Origin of the sequence: Streptomyces sp. NPDC048192, from assembly GCF_043202415.1 — a bacterium.
In the GTDB taxonomy this organism is placed as follows: Bacteria; Actinomycetota; Actinomycetes; order Streptomycetales; family Streptomycetaceae; genus Streptomyces.
This window is the reverse complement of sequence record NZ_JBIDAL010000005.1, coordinates 117,800-136,292: the sequence shown is the minus strand read 5'-3', so window position 1 is coordinate 136,292 and position 18,493 is coordinate 117,800. Positions and strand designations below refer to the sequence as shown.

Below are 18,493 nucleotides of genomic sequence, written 5' to 3'. Positions count from 1 at the left end.
GATGTGCACTTATCACGGTACGCCGACTTTGACGCACCCGTTTCCGGTCAGTCCTCGTTCTCGCCCCTCCGGGACGCCGCCTCGGCCGCCCTCGCAGCCGCGCTCCCCGGACGCTTCCGAGCCACCCAACCCTCGATATTCCGCTGCTGACCGCGGGCCACGGCCAGCGAACCGGGCGGCACATCCTTCGTGATCACAGAACCGGCGGCGGTGTACGCACCGTCCCCGACCGTGACAGGAGCCACAAACATGTTGTCCGAACCCGTCTTGCAGTGCGAGCCCACCGTCGTGTGATGCTTGTGCTCTCCGTCATAGTTCACGAACACACTCGCCGCCCCGATGTTCGTGTACTCACCGATCGTCGCATCCCCCACATAGGACAGATGCGGCACCTTCGTGCCCTCACCGATGCTCGCGTTCTTCGTCTCCACGTACGTCCCGATCTTCCCCTTGGCACCGAGACGCGTACCGGGACGCAGATAGGCGTACGGCCCCACGGACGCCTCCGCGCCCACGACCGCCCCGTCCGACACGGTGTTGTCCACCCGCGCCCCCGCACCCACCCGCGTGTCCTTCAGCCGGCTGTTCGGCCCCACCTCGGCACCCTCACCCAGGTGAGTGGACCCCGTCAGCAACGTGTTCGGATGCACCACGACATCCCGCTCGAACGAGACGGTCACATCCACCCACGTCGACGCGGGATCCACCACCGTGACCCCCTCCAGCATCGCCGCCGTCAGCAGCCGCTCGTTCAGGATCCGGCGCGCCTCGGCCAGCTGCACCCGGTTGTTGATCCCCGCGATCTCCCGGTGATCACCCGCCACCGACGCACCCACCCGGTGACCGGCCTCCCGCAGGATCCCCAGCACATCGGTGAGGTACTCCTCACCCTGACTGTTGTCCGTCCGCACCTTCTTCAGCGCGTCCGCCAGCAGCTGCCCGTCGAACGCGAACACCCCGCTGTTGATCTCCCGGATCGACCGCTGGACGTCGGAGGCGTCCTTGTGCTCCACGATCTCGGTCACCGCCCCCGTCGCCTCGTCGCGGACGATCCGCCCGTAACCGGTGGCATCCGGCACCTCGGCGGTCAGCACGGTCACGGCGTTGCCGTCGGCGGCGTGGGTCCGCGCGAGCTGTTGCAGCGTCTCGCCCGTCAGCAGCGGCGTGTCCCCGCACACCACCACCACGGTCCCGTCCACGGACCCGCCCAGCTCCTCCAGGCCCATCCGCACGGCGTGCCCCGTGCCGTTCTGCTCCGCCTGCACGGCGGTCCTGACGGCCGGGTCGACCTCGTTCAGATGCGCGGTGACCTGCTCACGGGCGTGCCCCACGACGACGACCAGGTTCTGGGGGTCCAACTCACGGGCGGCGGCCAGCACATGGCCCACGAGGGAACGACCGCAGATCTCGTGCAGAACCTTAGGTGTGGCCGACTTCATACGGGTGCCCTCACCCGCTGCGAGAACGACGACGGCTGCCGGGCGGATGGCGCTCACGGGGTTGCCCTTCGGCTGTGGGTGAGTGGGGATGACAGCCGCAGGATACCGGGGGGAGTTTCGGGGGGCATGAGAGCGGGCCCTGACGATGGTGGTCAGGGCCCGAACCGAGCAGGTGCTCCCCTGCCAGGACTCGAACCTGGAATGATCCATCCAAAGTGGATAGTGTTGCCCATTACACCACAGGGGATTACAAACCAGACCTAATCGGACATTTCACCGACCGGCTGGGTGGCTCCCAACACTATGCCGTACCAAGAGCCTTCGATGCGACGGTACAAGTCCGCTCCTTTCAGGACTTTGATCACGAGGCACCCGCGGTAGTTCTCACCGGTGTTCTTGCGGATGGTCTTGGGGTTGTGCTTCTTGAGGGTCGTCTTCTTGAAGAAGGACCGATCGGCGCCGACGAGATCGGCCCAGTACATTTCGGCCCCTCCGACGTCTGCGTTCTCATGGATCATGACGGTGTACCGCAGGCGCTCGCGCTCCACTCCTAGGAGGTCGAGCCAGGCGAGGAAGACCGTGACGGCTCCCGGATCGCTGTTGACGAAGATGACGTTCTCGCGGCGGTCGTACGGCTTGTCCTTACTGCCCTCGGCCCAGTAGAGACTCACGCCCACCAGGAAGAGTTCACGGGTGGAGAGGCTTCCGATCGCCCGCTTGGCCGCCTCCTTGGTGCGCTGTCGCTCCTCCTCGCGGATCTGCAGCTTCGCCTCCCAGCCCCTCCGGGCGATGGCCGCTGCTTCTTCGTAGCTCCGCTTGCGCTCCGGCCTCGGCAGATCCCGTACCCACAGTGAGATCGAGCTCTTCGAGCAGCCCAGCTCGACCTGGATCCGGTCGTAGGTCCAGACCTGGAGTCGTAGCTCGCGGGCCCTGTCCCTGAGGTCGTCCTTCGCGTTCGGGCGCCTGGTCCACTCGGGCGGCGGCTCGCCTTCCAGGAGGCGGTTGAGGATGTCGTTGTTGTCGACGTGCAGCCGGTCGCGGATCTGGCGGCGGCTGAGGCCGGCCCGGCGTAGGGCGACCGCTTGCTCGCGCAGGCTCTCGAAGCCGTTGTATTTGCTTGGTGAATGTGCCATGGGCATACCGTCCGGGCGGAATGAGGGGTTCCGGGGTCGAACGGGAAGGGTTCACCAGTTCGAGTGATTCTGGTGGGTTTCGAGGGTGTTCGGTTACCGGTCGCGGCGTGTGGAGGCCGGCGAAAGTCACCGGAAAAGGCGCAGGCGTCGACCGTAGGCTGGAGCCATGACCACGACGGGGGAAGAGCACGCCAGGGCCGGGACCGGGCCGTGGTGGTGGACCAGGTGGCGCAGTGCGGTGCTGGACGGGAGTCTGGCGCTGGTGTCGGCCGTGGAGTGCGGTGCGGAGGGTGTGCCGTTCGCGCGGGACGCGGGCATTCCGGTGGCGGTGGGGATCGTCTTCGGGGTGGTCGCCGGCTGCGTGCTGCTGGTGCGGCGGAAGTGGCCGATCGCCGTCGTGCTGGTCGCCATCGCGATCACGCCGGCGCAGATGGGGTTCCTGCTGGGGATCGTCGGCCTGTACACGCTGGCGGCGTGTGAGGTGCCGCGCCGGATCATCGGGGCGCTGGCGGGGATGTCGCTGGTGGGCACGGCGGTGGTGACGTTCGTGCGGGTGCGCCAGGGGATGGCGCGGGGTGATCTGACGCTGGGCGACTGGTTCGTGCCGTTCGCGGCGGTGACGACGGCGCTGGGTCTGACGGCGCCGCCGGTGCTGCTGGGGCTGTATGTGGGGGCGCGGCGGCGGTTGATGGAGAGCCTGAGGGAGCGGGCGGACAGTCTGGAGCGGGAGCTTCAGTTGCTGGCCGAGCGTGCGGAGGAGCGGGCCGAGTGGGCGCGGAACGAGGAGCGGACGCGGATCGCCCGTGAGATGCATGACGTGGTCGCGCACCGGGTGAGTCTGATGGTGGTGCATGCGGCGGCGTTGCAGGCGGTGGCGCGGAAGGATCCGGAGAAGGCGGTGCGCAATGCCGCGCTGGTGGGGGACATGGGCCGGCAGGCGTTGACGGAGTTGCGGCAGATGCTGGGGGTGCTGCGGGCGGGGGAGGAGCCGGTGCGGCGTGCGTCGGGGGTGCCGTTGGCGGCGGTGCGGGAGGCGGCCGCGGTCGCGGCGTCGCGGGCGGGGGAGGAGGAGGGGCCGTCGTTGTCGGAGCTGGAGGAGTTGATCGGGCAGTCGGCCGCGGCGGGGATGGTCGTGGATCTGTCGGTGGAGGGGGAGGTGCGGTCGTATGCGGCGGAGATCGAGCAGACGGCGTTCCGGGTGGTGCAGGAGGCGTTGACGAACGTCCACAAGCACGCGGCGGGTGCGAAGACGCATGTGCGGTTGGCGCACCGGGTGTCGGAGATCGCGATGCAGGTGGAGAACGAGCCGCCGCCGGAGCCGGGGTCTGCGTCGGCGGCGGGGTTGCCGTCGGGTGGGAACGGCCTGGTGGGGATGCGTGAGCGGGTCGTGGCACTGGGTGGTGTGTTCGTGTCGGGGCCGACGGATGCGGGGGGTTTCCGGGTGTCGGCGGTGATTCCGGCGGCGTAGGGGAGGGGGTCAGCCGGCGGTGAGGCGTACGGGCTGGATGCCGGTGATGAGGGTGGTCAGGGCGTGGTCGATGTCGGGGCCGACGTACCAGTCGCCGGTGTGGTCGAGGGTGTAGACGCGGCCTTGGGCGTCGATGGCGAGGACGGCGGCGGTGTCGGTCTCCTCGCCGAGGGGGCAGAGTTCGGTGCCGAGGGCGCGGCCGAGGTCGCCGAGGGTGCGGGCGTGGTGGAGGCCGTGGAGGGGGTCGAGGTGGAGGGCGGCGGGGGCGATCTGGCGGCCGGGGCCGTGGGGGGTGATGGTGAGGCCGCCGAATTCGGCCCAGGCTTCGACGGCGGCGGGGAAGACGGTGTGCCGGTGTCCGGCGGGTGAGGTGTGCTCGCGGAGGGTGTCGGCCCAGATCTCCGCTTGTTTGATGTCCCAGCGTCCGGGTTGCCAGCCTGCGGTGCGCAGGGCGGCGTCGACGGGGACGGGGAAGCGGGGCGGGGTCGTCCCGGTCCCGGTCCCGGTCGTGTTCGCGTGTCCGGGGTGGGCGGGGGGCTTGGGGGTGGTGGCGTGGTCGGGGTGCATCTGCCGTTCGTCCGTCTCGTCCGTGTCGTCGTCGTCCGTGTCGTGCGCCGTGTGGGCGCCGGTGGTGGTGCGGGTGACGGTGGTGTTCAGCCGTCGGTTGCCGTGGGGTCGACGATGCGGACGCCGAAGTGGGCGCTGAGGGCGGTGCAGGCGCGGCAGGGGGTGGCGAAGCTGCCGTGGAGGGGGTCGCCGTCCTCGCGTATGCGGCGGGCGGTGAGTTTGGCGTGTTTGAGGGCTTTGCGGGCTTCGCCGTTGGTCATGGGTTTTCGGGCGGCGCGTTTGCTGCGGGCGGCGTCGGCGGCGGCGAGGTGGCGTGAGATGAGGATGGTTTCGGCGCAGCGGCCGGTGAAGCGGTCGCGTTGGGCGCTGGTGAGGGTGTCGAGGAAGTCCTGGACGAGGGGGTGGAGGGGCGGGGGCTGGTCGCCGCGGGCGGCGGTGCCGGTGAGGGTGGCGCCGCGGACGGAGAGGGCGGCGGCGACGGTGGGCAGGATGCCGTCGCGGCGGTGGCGGAGGGTGGGGGCGGGGGGTGTGTCGGTGCTGCTCCAGCCGATGCGTGGGTCGCCGGACCGCACGTCGGTACCTCCGGTTCGCAAGGTATTCATGATCGTTGTTCCCTCCCCGGGCATCCCCCCGAAGGACACAGGGTGCCAAATGCCGTGGCTGGTGCGGAAGCTGGGGCGGTGCGACACGCCCGGGTCGGGTGTGCTGGTCACGTTGGGGTGACGGCTGGTCACGGTGTGCCCAGGGGTGGTTTCGGCGGGGGTGCGGTGGGCCGGTGACCGGGGTGGGCGTACCGCATAGGCTGTCGGCGTTCGCGATCGACACCGCCGTTCAGGCCAGAGATGACGCCGCAGGGGGCTACCGCCATGACGACAGGTCGGCTCGGGCAGCAAGCCGCGCCGCCGAACGCGGCTTATGCCGGGCAGGTCGTGCACTTTCCGGATCCGGTGCGGGCGGCGCGTCACCCGAGAGGGGTACGGGTCGATGAGCGTGGTTACCCGGATTTCTCTCCGTACGCGCGTGTGGCGGTGGAGATCGCCGAGCCGCCGGAGGGTTTCGGTGTCGACGAGTTGCGGCTGACGGACTATGTGTCGGCGAACGCGGCGTTGGCGGCGGCGGGGCACGAGTTGTGGGACACGGTGCCGGATGTGGCGACGCCGCACGGCTGGACGTGGCATCACGTGGCGGGGACGCGGCGGCTGGAGCTGGTTCCGGTCGAGGTGAAGGCGTTGCTGCGGCATCACGGTGGGGTGGCGACGGCGCCGGTGGACCACGGCAAGCGGGGGACGCGGCCGTTGCAGGAGACGCGGCCGGCGCACTTCGGGCTGCCGAAGTCGGGTGTGGCGGTGTCGGAGGCGCAGGTGCAGGGCGTCGAGGAGGACCTGGGCTACCGGCTTCCGGGGGCGTATCGCTCATTCCTGAAGGCGGCGGGCGGGTGTGCGCCGGTGGGTACGGCGCTGGACGCGGAGCTGGGTGTGCTGCTGGACCAGCCGTTCTTCACGGTGCGGGACGAGGCGGCGGTCAACGACCTGGTGTATGTGAACAAGTGTCTGCGCGACCATCTGACGAAGGATTATCTCGCGGTGGCGTTCGTGCAGGGCGGGTTGCTCGCGGTGAAGGTGAAGGGCGAGCGGCTGGGTTCGGTGTGGTTCTGCGCGTACGACGATGTGCGGGACGTGGATCCGTCGTGGTCTCCGGCGGAGCGGGTGGAGCGTCTGCTGCTGCCGTGCGGTGACGATTTCGACGCCTTTCTGTCGCGGCTGGCGGGCAGTCCGCCGGAGCTGGAGACGGTGGCGCATCTGATGGTCGACGGTGGTTTCGCGCGGGTCGTTCCGGTGTCGTCCGGCGCGGTGGGGGAGTGAGTTTCAGGCGATGGTGACCTACGCGCAGGCGCAGGAGCGCGCCGAGGAGTGGATCAACGGCGATGTGCCGGCGTACCAGCACCGTGAGGTGCGGGTGCGGGAGTTCGAGCTGGGTTTCGTGGTGTGGGGCGAGGACCGCGCGGAGGGCCCGCGTTCGGACGCGGGTGCGCAGCGGCTGGTCATCGCCCGGGACAGCGGGGAGGCCACGCTGTGGCCCGCTCTGCCGGTGGGTGAGGTGATCCGCCGGTACGAGGAGGAGTACGGCGGTGCCGGGGAGCCGCAGGACGCGGTGCCGGCGCCGGCGGCGGCCCGGGTGGACCTCAACCAGACGTCGTTCCTGCTGACGCCTCCGGAGTGGTTGCAGGAGGCGGCGGACAAGCTGGGCATCGGGGAGCGGGTGCCGCGGGACGGGGACGGCGCGGGGTCGTCTCCGGCTGCCGCGGATTCCTCCGGCGGGGGGTCGTCTCCGGTTGGTGCGGGGGCGTCCGGGGCCGGTTCGGGTGCCGCTGGTGAGGGTTCGTCCGGTAAGGCGGGGCTCGCGCGGACGCAGGCGGGGGCGCCGGTTCCCTCGGATGCGCCTCCTGCGGATGCGCCTCCGGCCGCGGAGGTGCCTTCTGTCGCGGACGCGCCTGCCGTGGCGGACGTGCCGGCGGGGGCGACGCCCTGGGCCGGTACGGACACCAACGCGGACGCGGGTGAGGACGACCGGTCGGTGCCGTTGCCGGCGACGGTGTTCGCGCCGCCGCTGAGCGATGCGGACGAGCCTCCGCGGCCGCCGGCCAGCGCTCCGGACGCCAAGACGGCGCTGATGTCGGGGGGCAGCCGGCTGCCGCCGACGGCGGTCGCCCCGGCCCTCGGTTCCTCGCAGGCGCCGGGCGCGCCGGGGGCCGCGCAGGGCGGTACGCCTCCGCCTCCGCCGCCCGGTGCAGCGCCGTACGGCCATCCGCAGCAGCCGGGGGCTCCCGGCATGCCCGCGCCGGGCGTGCCCGCGTACCCGTCGGCGCCCGGAACCCCGCCGCCCGCTGCTCCCGGTGCGCCGCAGGGCAGCACGCCCCCGCCGCCCGCGGGTGCGCCGACATACGGTTATCCGCCGGGCCCCGGTGCTGCGCAGGGTGCTCCGGGTTACGGCTATCCGCAGGCGCCGGGCGGTGCGCCGCAGCCTCCGGCGGACGCGGGCGGGCCGGGGCGGCGGCTCGCGCCGAACGCGGGGGACATCGCGGATGCCGCGACGAGCAAGGCCGCGCCGCCGCCGAAGAAGCCGCGCGGTGGTGTGGGCGCGCCGCCGCCTCCGCCGCCGGCCCCTGGTACGCCGGGCGTGCGCCCGGGGAGCGCGCCGCCGCCCGCGCCGGGTGCGCCCGGTGGTGGGTATGTGCCGACGCAGCTCGTGTCCGCGCTCGGGCCGGAGGGCCCCGGGGGACAGGGCATGCCGGGCGCGGACGGCCCGCAGCCGCCGGGCGCGCCGAACGCTCCGGGCGATGTGCACCACGCCGCGACGGTGTTCGCCGACCCCGGCCTCCTCGGTGGTGGCCCGCAGCCCCCTGGCGCCCCGGGTGTTCCCGGTGCGCAGAGCGGCCCTGGCGTGCAGGGTGGTCCGGGTGCCCCGGGCATGCCGCCACCGCCCGGCGCTCCCGCGGCCCCGGGCATGCCTCACGCACCGGGCGTCCCCCAGCCTCCGGGTGCCCCTGCCCCCGGCACTCCGGCCGGTGGTGTGCATCACGCGGAGACCGTGCTGGCCGGGCCCCCGGTGACCGGTCCGGGCGCGCCTTTGCCGCCGTCCGGCCCCGGCGCGCCCCCGCCGCCGCCCGCCCCCGGCGTGCTCGGTGTGCCGGGCGCCCCCGGCATGCCGCCGGGCGTTCCGGGCGGGCCGCAGCCGATGCCGCCGGGTGCGATGCCGCCGCCCGGCGCGCCCGCGCCGGGGCAGGTGCCGGCGTACGGGTATCCGCAGCAGGGGCAGCCGACGGTGGGCCCCGGCTATCAGGCGGTGCTGCGCTACCGGGCGCAGGACGGCTCGGAGCAGCAGCTGATCCGGCGTTCGGCGCCGGGCACGCCGCACCCGGAGTGGCAGATCTTCCACGAGCTGCGGGCGATGAACGTGCCGCCGGACCAGGTGCTGGAGCTGCACACCGAGCTGGAGTCGTGCGAGCTGCCGGGCGCCTACTGCGCGCGGATGATCCGCGAGCAGTGGCCGCAGGCGCGGATCACGAGCATCGCGCCGTACGGCACGGATCACGCGAGCCGGCAGCAGGGGATGCAGCAACTGCTCGCGCACCAGGGCGAGTTGCACCAGGTGGCGGACGGGCCGGCGCGGCCCGCGCCGGTGCGGGCGCCGCTGCCGCCGGTGCAGGCCGCGCCGCCGGTGCCGCCGGAGGGCGTCGCGCAGGAGCTGGCGGCGGCGTTCGGGCCGGGGATCTTCCGGTTCGAGCAGCAGGCGGTGTCGCGGCAGGGTGTGCCGCCGATCGTGGCGCACACGCTGGTGGTGGCCGGTCTGCCGGTGGACATGGGCCCGTTCTTCTGGGCGCAGGCCCAGCCGGGCCGGCCGGTGCCGACGCTGGCGGAGCTGGCGGCCGAGCGCGGGGTGCAGCCGGCGGCGGACGCGGGCTCGTACCTGGTGATGGGCACCGACTTCGGCAAGGCGCTCTGTGTGCAGTACGGCACGGCGAACATCGTGGCCGTGCCGGTGGAGGCGGGGCCGGGCGGTGCTCCGGTGCCGCCGCAGTTCGTGAACACCGGGCTGCCGGAGTTCGCGCGCTGCCTGGCCCTGCTGGGCCGGATGTGGCGGCTGCGGTTCGGGCTGAACCAGGAGCAGGCGGGCCGCTGGACCGTCGACTTCCAGGCGCAGCTGGCCGCGCTGGACCCGGCGGCGCTGGGTTCGCCGGAGAACTGGTGGTCGGTGCTGCTGGAGCAGATGTGGGACGGGCTGCTGTAGCGGGGGCCTGCCGGCGCTGAGCGGATCGTGCCCTCCACGCGCGCGTGGAGGGCACGAGCACTCGCCCGGCCGGGATCCGGGTCGGCCGGACGGGTGGCCCGCAGTCGTCCTCATCCGCCCTGCGGGCGCGGCCCGGTGACGGCCCGTTGACCGTTCGTCTCCGCCGAGGTGGGCGTGCTCGGAGCCGGTGTGCCCGGTGTTGGCCGATCGCGGTGTGCGGGATTCGTGGCCTTCGGAGCGTGACGTGACTGCGGAGTGTCGCGTTATGAACACTTATGTCCGATCCATCAAGATGTGCGCGGAATCATCCTGTCGTGTACGTCCGGTGGAGAGGGGTTCCCAGGGTGGGCAGCGCATCGATGTCACCGCACGGCTTCGTGACGGTCCGGGGGCGCGGCTACCGCCCCGAGCAGGTCGACGCCTTCCTGGCACGGCTGTCGGACGACCGCGACGCCGCCTGGGAGCGGGCCGCGCGGCTGACCGTGCTCGCCAAGAACATGGAGGCGGAGGCGGCGCGGCTGCGTGAGACCGTCGCCCGGCTTCCGCCGCAGACCTACGAGTCGCTCGGCGAAGGCGCGCACCGGCTGTTCCAGCGGGTGGTGCAGGAGGCGGATGACCTGCGCGAGCGCGCGCGGCAGGAGGCGCAGCAGCACGTCGAGGACGCGCGGGCGTACGCCGACCGGGTACGGCGGGAGGCGCAGGAGGCGGCGGACGCGCTCCGCGCGGAGGCCGACGAACACGCCCGCCGCAGGCTCGAGGCCGCGCGCGCCGAGGCCGACGGCCTGCGCACCGGCACCCGGCGCGCGGTGCGGGAGGGGCGCTCTGCGGTGCTCGCCGAGGTGCGCGAGGTGCGGCAGCGCGCCGCCGGCATGCTCGCCGCGCAGTCCCGGGAGCTGGCCGAACGGTGGGCCGGGGCCGAGCGCGAGGCGGCCGCGCGGGCCGCCGCGCTCCAGGCCCGGCTCGACGAGCGCATCGGCCGCGCCGAGGCGGGACTGGCCGACGCCGAGCGGGCCCTGGCGCAGGCCGAGGAGTACGCGCGGCGCAGCCAGGAGGAGGCGCCCGCGCGTGCCGCCGCGATCATCGCCGAGGCGCGTGTGCGCGAGGAACGCATCGCCCTGGAGACGGAGCAGGTGCTGCGCGCGCACGGCGAGGCCTGGGACGTCGTACGGGCGCACATGGATCACGCGCGCAGCAGGCTGCACGCCCTGACCAGCCGGGCGGCCCCGGAGTGATCCGCCGCGCCGGTCAGCCGCCCCTGCGGACCGCGCCCGCCAGGATCCAGCCCTCCACCGCCTCGTACTGGCGCCGCTGCTGCTCCGCCTTGGCGCGGCCGGAGACGACCGTGCCGAGCCATCCGAAGAAGAAGCCGGCCGGGATGGAGACGATGCCGGTGGTGGTGAACGGGAACCAGTTGAAGTCGGCGTGCGGGAAGGCGGAGACGGGTGAGCCGGAGACCAGCTTGGTGCCGGGCATGAGCAGCAGCACGGTCAGGGTGCCGCCGATCAGCGTGGCCAGCAGGCCGCTGCGGGTGTAGCGGCGCCAGAAGAGCCCGTACACCAGGGCGGGCGCGATGGCGGAGGCGCCCAGGCAGAAGGAGAGCGTCACCAGGGGCTGCAGGCTGTGGTGCTGCACCAGGGTGGCGAGCAGGATCGTCGGCACCCCTATGGCGAGCGCCGAGACGCGGGCGAGGGCCATCTCGCGCCGGGCCGGCATCTCCTGGACGCGGGCCGCGAACACGTCGTGGGCGAGGGAGTTGGCGCAGGCCAGGATCATCCCGGCGACCGAGGCGAGCAGGGTCAGGAAGAGCGCCGTCGTCACCATGGTGAACAGGAACGTCTCGGCCGTGGACACGTCGGCACCGAACACGGCCCGCGAGCCGAGCAGATAGGCGGTGTTGCCCTGCGGGTCGGCCCCGGCGATCACGGCGCGGCCGACCAGCGCCGTGGCGCCGAACCCGACCACCGTGATGACCAGCACGAACAGGGCGACGATGGACACCGCCCAGGACATCGAGCGGCGCACCTGGCGGGCGCTGGAGGCGGTGTACATGCGCATGGTGATGTGCGGCAGACAGGCGCCGCCGAGGACCACGGTCAGCTCGGAGGCGACCATGTCGAGACGGGACGTGCCGGAGGTGCCGAACTCCAGGCCGGAGTGGAGGAAGGCGGGCCCGGCGCCGCTGTTGCCGGCGGCCGCGGTGAACAGGGCGCCGGGGTCCCAGTCGAAGCGGTGCAGGACCAGCAGGGCGATCACGGCGCCCGAGCCGACCAGCATCACGATCTTCAGGATCTGGATGAGCGCGGTGCCCTTCATGCCGCCGATCGCCGCGTAGGCGATCATCAGGGCGCCGAGGCCGACGACGCACGCGGTCTTCAGGGACGCGTCGGAGAACCCCAGGATGAACGCCATCAGCTGCCCGGTGCCGGCGAGCTGGACCAGCATCAGCGGCAGCAGCGCGGCGATGGTCACCGCGCAGGCCGTGATGCGCACACAGCGGCCCGGCAGCCGGCGGGCGAGCGCGTCGCCCATGGTGAACCGGCCCGCGTTGCGCAGCGGTTCGGCCAGCAGGAACATCAGCAGCATCAGCGACAGCGCGGTGCTCAGCGCGAGGACGACGCCGTCGTAGCCGCACAGGGCGATCACTCCGCCGGTGCCGAGGACGGTGGCCGCGGAGATGTAGTCGCCGGCGATGGCCAGGCCGTTGCGCAGCGGGGACAGGGAGCTGTAGCCGGTGTAGAACTCGTCGAGGTCGTCGCGGTCCGGGCCGGCCATCACGCACAGCAGCAGGGTGACGGTGGCGACGGTGGAGAAGGCGACCAGCGACATCGACTGGGCCGAGCCGCTGAATCCGGTGAAGCCGCCCGGGGCGGGTGTGGCTGCGGCGGTCATCGGAGCGCTCCTCGGCGTGCGTTCAGTTCGGCTTCCCTGCGGATACGGTCCGCGAGCGGATCGACGTGCCGGCGGGCGGTGAGCTCGTACAGGGCGATGGCCAGCCAGGTGACCGGAAGTTGGGCCACGGCGAGCAGCAGGCCGGCGGGGATGCCGTCGGCGACCGTGCGGGTCATCACCCCGGGCGCGCAGGCGGACAGGACCAGGAACAGGGTGAAGTAGCCGAGGGCGGTGAGGGTGGCGGTGCGCCGCTGCCAGCGGTAGGCGCTGCGCAGCACCCTGAGGTCGCTGTGGTGGCCGACGGGTTCCCGGCCGGTCCGCGGCCGCGGGCGGGGCGGCGGCGGGGGAGCGGGCTGCCAGGGGTAGGTGAGGCGGGGCGGCCCGCAGGGGGAGGGGGGCCGGTCGTGGACGGGCGGGAAGCGGTCGGGATACGGGTGGGGCGGGTCGTACGGCGGGCGCGGCGGGTCCTGTGACATCCCGGGGCTCCTTGCGCGGCTCGGGTCCGTGGCGGCGGACCGCAGGGAGGTGGGGGGTGTGGAGCCACGCACGCTACTCGCGGGTGGGGTGCCGCGCGGCGTTTTCACCGAACTGGCCGGTCGGTATGCGCTTACTGTGCGCGGAGCCGTGCCCACCTGGGGTGTTACCCGCGTTAACCTGCCGTCTTCGGCGGGCCGTTCACTCGTCCCGCACCGGGAACCGGCGCGGCGCCACCGTCAGCAGCACCACGAAGGCGAGCGCCGCCGCGGCGGCCGCCCCCAGGTACACCGCGTGCACGGCGCCGGCGATCGCGTGCCGGGTCGCCTCGGGGGCCGTACCGGCGTCCAGCGCGCGCGTGACGGAGTCCAGATCGCCCGCCCCGCCCAGGCGCGCGGCCAGCACGCCGTTGGCGACGGCGCCGAACAGCGAGGCGCCCAGGGTCTGTCCGGTCTGCCGGCAGAACAGCACCGACGCGGTCGTGGTGCCCCGCTCCGACCAGCCCACCGTCGACTGCACCCCGACGATCAGCGGCAGCTGGAACAGCCCGAGCGCGCCGCCCAGCAGCAGCATCAGCAGCGTCGGCTGCCACCAGGAGCCGGGATACGGCAGCAGCGGGAACGCGCACAGGATCAGCGCGGCCAGGCCGATGCCGAGCAGCGCGGTGTCGCGGAAGCCGATGCGGCGGTAGACGTGCTGGCTGAGCGCCGCCGACACCGGCCAGGACAGGGTCCACACCGACAGCACGAAACCGGCGGCCACGGGCGCGAGTCCGAGCACCGACTGCGCGTACGTCGGCAGGAACACGCTCGGCGCCACCATCAGCAGCCCCAGCGCGCCCAGCGCCAGGTTGACGGCGGCGATCGTGCGCCGCCGCCACACCCAGCCGGGGATGATCGGCTGCGCCGCCCGCCGCTCCACGGCGACCACCACGGCCGCCAGCGCGAGTCCGGTGCCGAACAGCGTCAGCGACGGCGCCGACAGCCACGGCCAGGCGACCCCGCCCTGCACCAGCGCGGTCAGCAGCACCCCGCCGCAGGCGAACACCGCGAGCGCGCCGGCCCAGTCCACGCGCGCGTGGGCCGCGTTCTCCGGCTTCTCCCGCTGCGGCTCGTGCAGATGACGGACGATCAGCCACAGCGCGGCCGCGCCGATCGGCAGGTTGACCAGGAAGATCCAGCGCCAGTCGGCGTACGCGGCGAGCACCCCGCCGAGCCCCGGGCCGGCCACCGCCGACACCGCCCACACCGTGGACAGCTTCGACTGGATCTTCGGGCGCTCCGCCAGCGGGTACAGATCGGCGGCGAGGGTCTGCACGGTGCCCTGCAACGCCCCGCCGCCCAGGCCCTGCACGATCCGGAACGCGATCAGCGCCGCCATGTTCCAGGCGCCCGCGCACAGCAGCGAGCCGGCCAGGAACACGGCCGCGCCCGTCACCAGCACCGGTTTGCGGCCGAAGGTGTCCGACAGCTTGCCGTAGACGGGCAGCGTGACGGTCACGGCGAGCAGATAGCCGGAGAAGAGCCAGGAGAACACCGAGAAACCGCCGAGGTCGCCGACGATCTGCGGTACGGCCGTGGAGACGACGGTGGAGTCCAGCGCGGCCAGCGCCATGGCCAGCATCAGCGCGGCGACGACGGCGCCGCGGCGCCGGGTGTCCTGTCCGTCGACGGCGCCGCCGCGTATCGCGGGTGTCGTGCTTCCCACCGTGGAACCCCTCCCCGTGCCCCTTGCACCTATCTCCGGTACGACAGCTTCCCATCGACTCTCACGCGGCGGCAGGGTGGAGGCTTCGCGCACCGAGGGGTGGAGGCGACCCCGAGACGCATCTCCGTCCGGGGATGGAGGACCCCTAGGGGTCTCTCCGTACCACGGCTCGGGGAGGGGTCGTCCCGGCGGAGGACGTGCCGGGGCGGGCCCGGTCCTTAACCTGGCTTTACGCCGCTGGGGGGCGGCTGACCGCACCGGCGGGGTGGGGTTTTCCCCCGCGGAAGAGGGGGCTTCGCACCAGCGCGCGAGGACCCCGCCGGCCGCGAGACTCATCGACGTACTCAGAACCACGCCCTGGCTCGCCGGGGCACCACTCACCGATTTGCCGACCGACATAGGAGACATACCGTGACATCGGCTGTGACCATTCCCAGGCACGGGGGCACTGGAGGGCGTACGGCCGTTGCCGCGCGGGCGCGGCAGGTCGTGAAGGCGTACGGGTCCGGCGAGACCCGCGTGGTGGCCCTCGACCACGTCGACGTGGACATCGCGCGGGGCCGGTTCACCGCGATCATGGGGCCCTCGGGGTCCGGCAAGTCCACGCTGATGCACTGCCTCGCCGGGCTCGACACGGTGACGAGCGGCCAGATCTACCTGGACGAGACCGAGATCACCGGCCTGAAGGACAAGAAGCTCACCCGGCTGCGCCGGGACCGGATCGGCTTCATCTTCCAGGCGTTCAACCTGCTGCCCACGCTGAACGCCATCGAGAACATCACGCTGCCCATGGACATCGCGGGCCGCAAGCCGGACCGGGTCTGGCTGGACCGCGTGGTGGAGACCGTCGGCCTCGCCGGACGCCTCAAGCACCGGCCGACCCAGCTCTCCGGCGGCCAGCAGCAGCGCGTCGCCGTGGCCCGCGCGCTCGCCGCCCGCCCCGAGATCATCTTCGGGGACGAGCCGACCGGGAACCTCGACTCGCGCGCCGGCGCCGAAGTCCTCGGCTTCCTGCGCCGCTCGGTGGACGAACTCGGCCAGACCATCGTGATGGTCACCCACGACCCCGTCGCCGCCTCCTACGCCGACCGCGTGCTCTACCTCGCCGACGGCCGGATCGTCGACGAGATGCACCAGCCGACGGCCGATCAGGTCCTGGACCGCATGAAGGACTTCGACGCCCGGGGGCGCACGTCATGACCGTCCTGAAGACCTCCCTGCGCAACTTCCTCGCCCACAAGGGCCGGATGGCGCTCTCGGCGATCGCGGTCCTGCTGTCGGTGGCGTTCGTGTGCGGCACCCTGGTGTTCACCGACACCATGAACACCACCTTCGACAAGCTTTTCCAGGCCACGTCCGCGGACGTGACGGTCAGCGCGAAGGACTCCTCCGACACCGGTGAGACCACCTCCCGCACCGGCAAGCCGCCGGTCATGCCGGCCTCCGTCGTCGGCACGGTCCGCGGCGCCCGGGGCGTGGCGAAGGCCGAGGGCACCGTGTTCTCCACCACGGTCACCGTCATCGACGCCAAGAAGGACAAGCTCTCGCCCAGCAGCGGCGCGCCGACCATCGTCGGCAGCTGGAACGGCAACGACGCCCGCACCATGAAGATCGTCACCGGTACGGCGCCCGAGGGCCCCGACCAGGTCATGGTCGACGAGGACACCGCCGACAAGCACCACCTCAAGCTGGGCGACGACATCGGGATGATCTCGGTCGTCGGCACGCACCACGCGCGCGTGTCCGGCATCGCCGCCTTCAAGGTGACCAACCCCGGCGCGGCCATCTTCTACCTGGACACCAGGACGGCCCAGCAGACCCTGATCGGCCGCACCGGCGTCTACACCAACGTCAACGTCACCGCCGCCAAGGGCGTCGCCGACGACCGGCTGAAGCAGAACGTGACCGCCGCCCTCGGCCGCGGCTACAAGGTGCAGACCGCCAAGGAGGTCGCCGACGCCAACCAGAAGAGCGTCGAGAGCTTCCTGAACGTCATGAAGTACGCGATGCTCGGCTTCGCCGGGATCGCCTTCCTCGTCGGCATCTTCCTGATCATCAACACCTTCTCCATGCTGGTCGCCCAGCGCACCCGCGAGATCGGCCTGATGCGCGCCATCGGCTCCTCCCGCAAGCAGGTCAACCGGTCCGTGCTGATCGAGGCCCTGCTGCTCGGCGTGATCGGCTCGGTGCTCGGCGTCGGCGCGGGCGTCGGCATCGCCGTCGGCCTGATGAACCTCATGGGCAAGATGGGCATGCACCTGTCCACCGACGACCTGACCGTCGCCTGGACCACCCCGGCCGTCGGCCTGCTCCTCGGCGTCGTCGTCACCGTCCTCGCCGCCTACCTGCCCGCCCGGCGCGCCGGCAAGGTCTCCCCGATGGCCGCCCTGCGCGACGCCGGCGCCCCGGCCGACGCCAAGGCCGGCGCCGTCCGCGCCGTGATCGGCCTGCTCCTCACCGCCGCCGGCGGCTGGAGCCTGTACGTCGCCGCGACCGCGGACAAGGCCAAGGCGGGCTCCGGCTGGCTGGGCCTCGGCGTGGTGACCACGCTGATCGGCTTCGTCGTCATCGGCCCGCTGCTCGCCGCCGGCCTGGTCCGGGTCCTCGGCGCGATCATCCTGCGCGTGTTCGGGCCCGTCGGCCGCATGGCCGAGCGCAACGCGCTGCGCAACCCGCGCCGCACCGGCGCCACCGGCGCGGCCCTCATGATCGGCCTGGCCCTGGTGGCCTGCCTGTCCGTGGTCGGCTCCTCCATGGTCGCCTCGGCCACCGACCAGCTCGACAAGACCGTCGGCACGGACTTCATCATCCAGGGCGACAACGGCCAGCGCGTCGTCCCGCAGGCGGTCAGGCTCATCAAGGACACCCCCGGGCTCGCCCGGGTCACCGAGTACAAGCCGACCCTGGCCGACTTCACCACCCCCGACGGCCGGACCCTGAAGAACACCGACATCACCGCGGCCGACCGGACCTACGCCACCGACCTGCGCAAGAAGACCGTCGCCGGCAACCTCACGGACGCCTACCTGCCCGACTCGATGTCCGTCCACGAGAAGTTCGCCCAGGCCCACGGCATCCACCTCGGCTCGAAGATCACCGTCGCGTTCAAGGAGGGCTCCACCGCCCACCTGACGGTCCGGGCCATCACCAGCAGCGACGACGTGATCGACCAGGGTGCGATGTACACGTCGATCAGCACGCTCGCCAGGTACGTGCCCGCCGCGAAGATGCCGCTCGACCAGCTGGTCTTCGCCACCGCCGAGCACGGACGGCAGGCCGCCGCCTACGCGTCCCTGAAGTCGGCCCTGCACGACGACTACCCGCAGCTCACCGTGCGCGACCAGACCGACTACAAGAAGGCGCTGAAGGACCAGATCGGCCAGCTGCTGAACATGATCTACGGCCTGCTCGCCCTCGCGATCATCGTCGCCGTCCTCGGCGTCGTGAACACCCTGGCGCTGTCGGTGGTCGAGCGGACCCGGGAGATCGGCCTGATGCGGGCGATCGGTCTGTCCCGCCGCCAGCTGCGCCGCATGATCCGCCTGGAGTCCGTGGTGATCGCCGTCTTCGGCGCCCTCCTGGGCCTCGGCCTGGGCATCGGCTGGGGCGCCACCGCCCAGAAGCTCCTCGCCCTGCAGGGCCTGAAGATCCTCGAGATCCCCTGGCCGACGATCACCACGGTCTTCGTCGCCTCGGCCTTCGTGGGCCTCTTCGCCGCCCTGATCCCGGCGTTCCGGGCCGGCCGGATGAACGTCCTGAACGCCATCGCCACGGACTAGCCGCACAGGCCGGCCCGACGACCACCGCACACGGGGGTTGCGGGGGGAAACCCGGTGCCGGGAAGTCACCACGACTTCCCGGCACCGGGATTTTTGCCGGTCTGCTGTCAAGAAGGCGGACTGCAGCACCGGGCGCCGGGCAGCAGAGTTATCCACAGGCTTCAGCGCCAACGCTGACGGAGTCGTACGCTGGACACCCCCGGCTGCTCACCGCACCGGGCTGCTTGCGTTGCCCACCCCCGGACGGAA

13 protein-coding genes and 1 tRNA gene are annotated in these 18,493 nt (G+C 72.4%); 6 read left to right on the top strand and 8 right to left on the bottom strand.

The features are described 5' to 3' along the window. Positions 1-47: 47 nt before the first annotated feature. The 3 genes from glmU to ACGFZN_RS11390 form a co-directional block, all read right to left on the bottom strand. A complete protein-coding gene (glmU, locus tag ACGFZN_RS11400; protein WP_393858221.1) occupies positions 48-1,496 on the bottom strand; it encodes a bifunctional UDP-N-acetylglucosamine diphosphorylase/glucosamine-1-phosphate N-acetyltransferase GlmU in 1,449 nt (482 codons plus the stop codon). A 118-nt stretch (positions 1,497-1,614) separates the two neighbouring features. Beyond that, positions 1,615-1,686, bottom strand: a tRNA-Gln gene (locus tag ACGFZN_RS11395). Between the two features lie 13 nt (positions 1,687-1,699). Beyond that, on the bottom strand, positions 1,700-2,572 hold the full coding sequence (locus ACGFZN_RS11390) for a hypothetical protein (protein ID WP_393858220.1): 873 nt from the start codon (positions 2,570-2,572) through the stop codon (positions 1,700-1,702). A 166-nt stretch (positions 2,573-2,738) separates the two neighbouring features. Here ACGFZN_RS11390 and ACGFZN_RS11385 point away from each other — a divergent pair, with 166 nt between their 5' ends. Continuing rightward, a complete protein-coding gene (locus tag ACGFZN_RS11385) occupies positions 2,739-4,040 on the top strand; it encodes a sensor histidine kinase (protein WP_393858219.1) in 1,302 nt (433 codons plus the stop codon). 9 nt (positions 4,041-4,049) lie between these two features. On the opposite strand, the gene ACGFZN_RS11380 is transcribed toward ACGFZN_RS11385, so the two are convergent. Then, a complete protein-coding gene (locus ACGFZN_RS11380) occupies positions 4,050-4,607 on the bottom strand; it encodes an SUKH-3 domain-containing protein (protein ID WP_393858218.1) in 558 nt (185 codons plus the stop codon). A gap of 86 nt (positions 4,608-4,693) precedes the next feature. Further along, entirely contained in the window at positions 4,694-5,209 is a 516-nt protein-coding gene (locus tag ACGFZN_RS11375; RefSeq protein ID WP_393858217.1) for a YwqJ-related putative deaminase, read from the bottom strand. A 264-nt stretch (positions 5,210-5,473) separates the two neighbouring features. Between ACGFZN_RS11375 and ACGFZN_RS11370 the strand changes: the two genes are divergently transcribed. From ACGFZN_RS11370 to ACGFZN_RS11360, 3 genes are all read left to right on the top strand, one after another. Beyond that, positions 5,474-6,469 carry an SMI1/KNR4 family protein gene (locus ACGFZN_RS11370; RefSeq protein WP_393858216.1) on the top strand — a complete coding sequence of 332 codons (996 nt, stop codon included), beginning with the start codon at positions 5,474-5,476 and terminating at the stop codon, positions 6,467-6,469. A 10-nt stretch (positions 6,470-6,479) separates the two neighbouring features. Then, positions 6,480-9,395 carry an SUKH-4 family immunity protein gene (locus tag ACGFZN_RS11365; protein WP_393858215.1) on the top strand — a complete coding sequence of 972 codons (2,916 nt, stop codon included), beginning with the start codon at positions 6,480-6,482 and terminating at the stop codon, positions 9,393-9,395. Between the two features lie 344 nt (positions 9,396-9,739). Continuing rightward, positions 9,740-10,627 carry a DivIVA domain-containing protein gene (locus tag ACGFZN_RS11360; protein ID WP_393858214.1) on the top strand — a complete coding sequence of 296 codons (888 nt, stop codon included), beginning with the start codon at positions 9,740-9,742 and terminating at the stop codon, positions 10,625-10,627. A 13-nt stretch (positions 10,628-10,640) separates the two neighbouring features. On the opposite strand, the gene ACGFZN_RS11355 is transcribed toward ACGFZN_RS11360, so the two are convergent. From ACGFZN_RS11355 to ACGFZN_RS11345, 3 genes are all read right to left on the bottom strand, one after another. Further along, on the bottom strand, positions 10,641-12,284 hold the full coding sequence (locus ACGFZN_RS11355; RefSeq protein ID WP_393858213.1) for a cation acetate symporter: 1,644 nt from the start codon (positions 12,282-12,284) through the stop codon (positions 10,641-10,643). Next, positions 12,281-12,760 carry a DUF485 domain-containing protein gene (locus ACGFZN_RS11350; protein ID WP_393858212.1) on the bottom strand — a complete coding sequence of 160 codons (480 nt, stop codon included), beginning with the start codon at positions 12,758-12,760 and terminating at the stop codon, positions 12,281-12,283. Before ACGFZN_RS11350 ends, ACGFZN_RS11355 begins: the two co-directional genes overlap by 4 nt. Positions 12,761-12,959: 199 nt before the next feature. Further along, a complete protein-coding gene (locus tag ACGFZN_RS11345) occupies positions 12,960-14,465 on the bottom strand; it encodes an MFS transporter (RefSeq protein WP_393858211.1) in 1,506 nt (501 codons plus the stop codon). 411 nt (positions 14,466-14,876) lie between these two features. Between ACGFZN_RS11345 and ACGFZN_RS11340 the strand changes: the two genes are divergently transcribed. Both ACGFZN_RS11340 and ACGFZN_RS11335 read left to right on the top strand, forming a co-directional pair. After that, entirely contained in the window at positions 14,877-15,665 is a 789-nt protein-coding gene (locus tag ACGFZN_RS11340; protein WP_393858210.1) for an ABC transporter ATP-binding protein, read from the top strand. After that, on the top strand, positions 15,662-18,244 hold the full coding sequence (locus tag ACGFZN_RS11335; RefSeq protein ID WP_393858209.1) for an ABC transporter permease: 2,583 nt from the start codon (positions 15,662-15,664) through the stop codon (positions 18,242-18,244). The genes ACGFZN_RS11340 and ACGFZN_RS11335 overlap by 4 nt, the downstream gene beginning before the upstream one ends. Positions 18,245-18,493 lie beyond the last annotated feature (249 nt).

Excerpts from the sequence above, each read along its gene's own strand:
- ACGFZN_RS11390 (WP_393858220.1), bottom strand. The coding sequence starts at position 2,572 with ATGGCACATTCACCAAGCAAATACAACGGCTTCGAGAGCCTGCGCGAG.
- ACGFZN_RS11385 (WP_393858219.1), top strand. The coding sequence starts at position 2,739 with ATGACCACGACGGGGGAAGAGCACGCCAGGGCCGGGACCGGGCCGTGG.
- ACGFZN_RS11380 (WP_393858218.1), bottom strand. The coding sequence starts at position 4,607 with ATGCACCCCGACCACGCCACCACCCCCAAGCCCCCCGCCCACCCCGGA.
- ACGFZN_RS11375 (WP_393858217.1), bottom strand. The coding sequence starts at position 5,209 with ATGAATACCTTGCGAACCGGAGGTACCGACGTGCGGTCCGGCGACCCA.
- ACGFZN_RS11370 (WP_393858216.1), top strand. The coding sequence starts at position 5,474 with ATGACGACAGGTCGGCTCGGGCAGCAAGCCGCGCCGCCGAACGCGGCT.
- ACGFZN_RS11365 (WP_393858215.1), top strand. The coding sequence starts at position 6,480 with ATGGTGACCTACGCGCAGGCGCAGGAGCGCGCCGAGGAGTGGATCAAC.
- ACGFZN_RS11355 (WP_393858213.1), bottom strand. The coding sequence starts at position 12,284 with ATGACCGCCGCAGCCACACCCGCCCCGGGCGGCTTCACCGGATTCAGC.
- ACGFZN_RS11350 (WP_393858212.1), bottom strand. The coding sequence starts at position 12,760 with ATGTCACAGGACCCGCCGCGCCCGCCGTACGACCCGCCCCACCCGTAT.
- ACGFZN_RS11335 (WP_393858209.1), top strand. The coding sequence starts at position 15,662 with ATGACCGTCCTGAAGACCTCCCTGCGCAACTTCCTCGCCCACAAGGGC.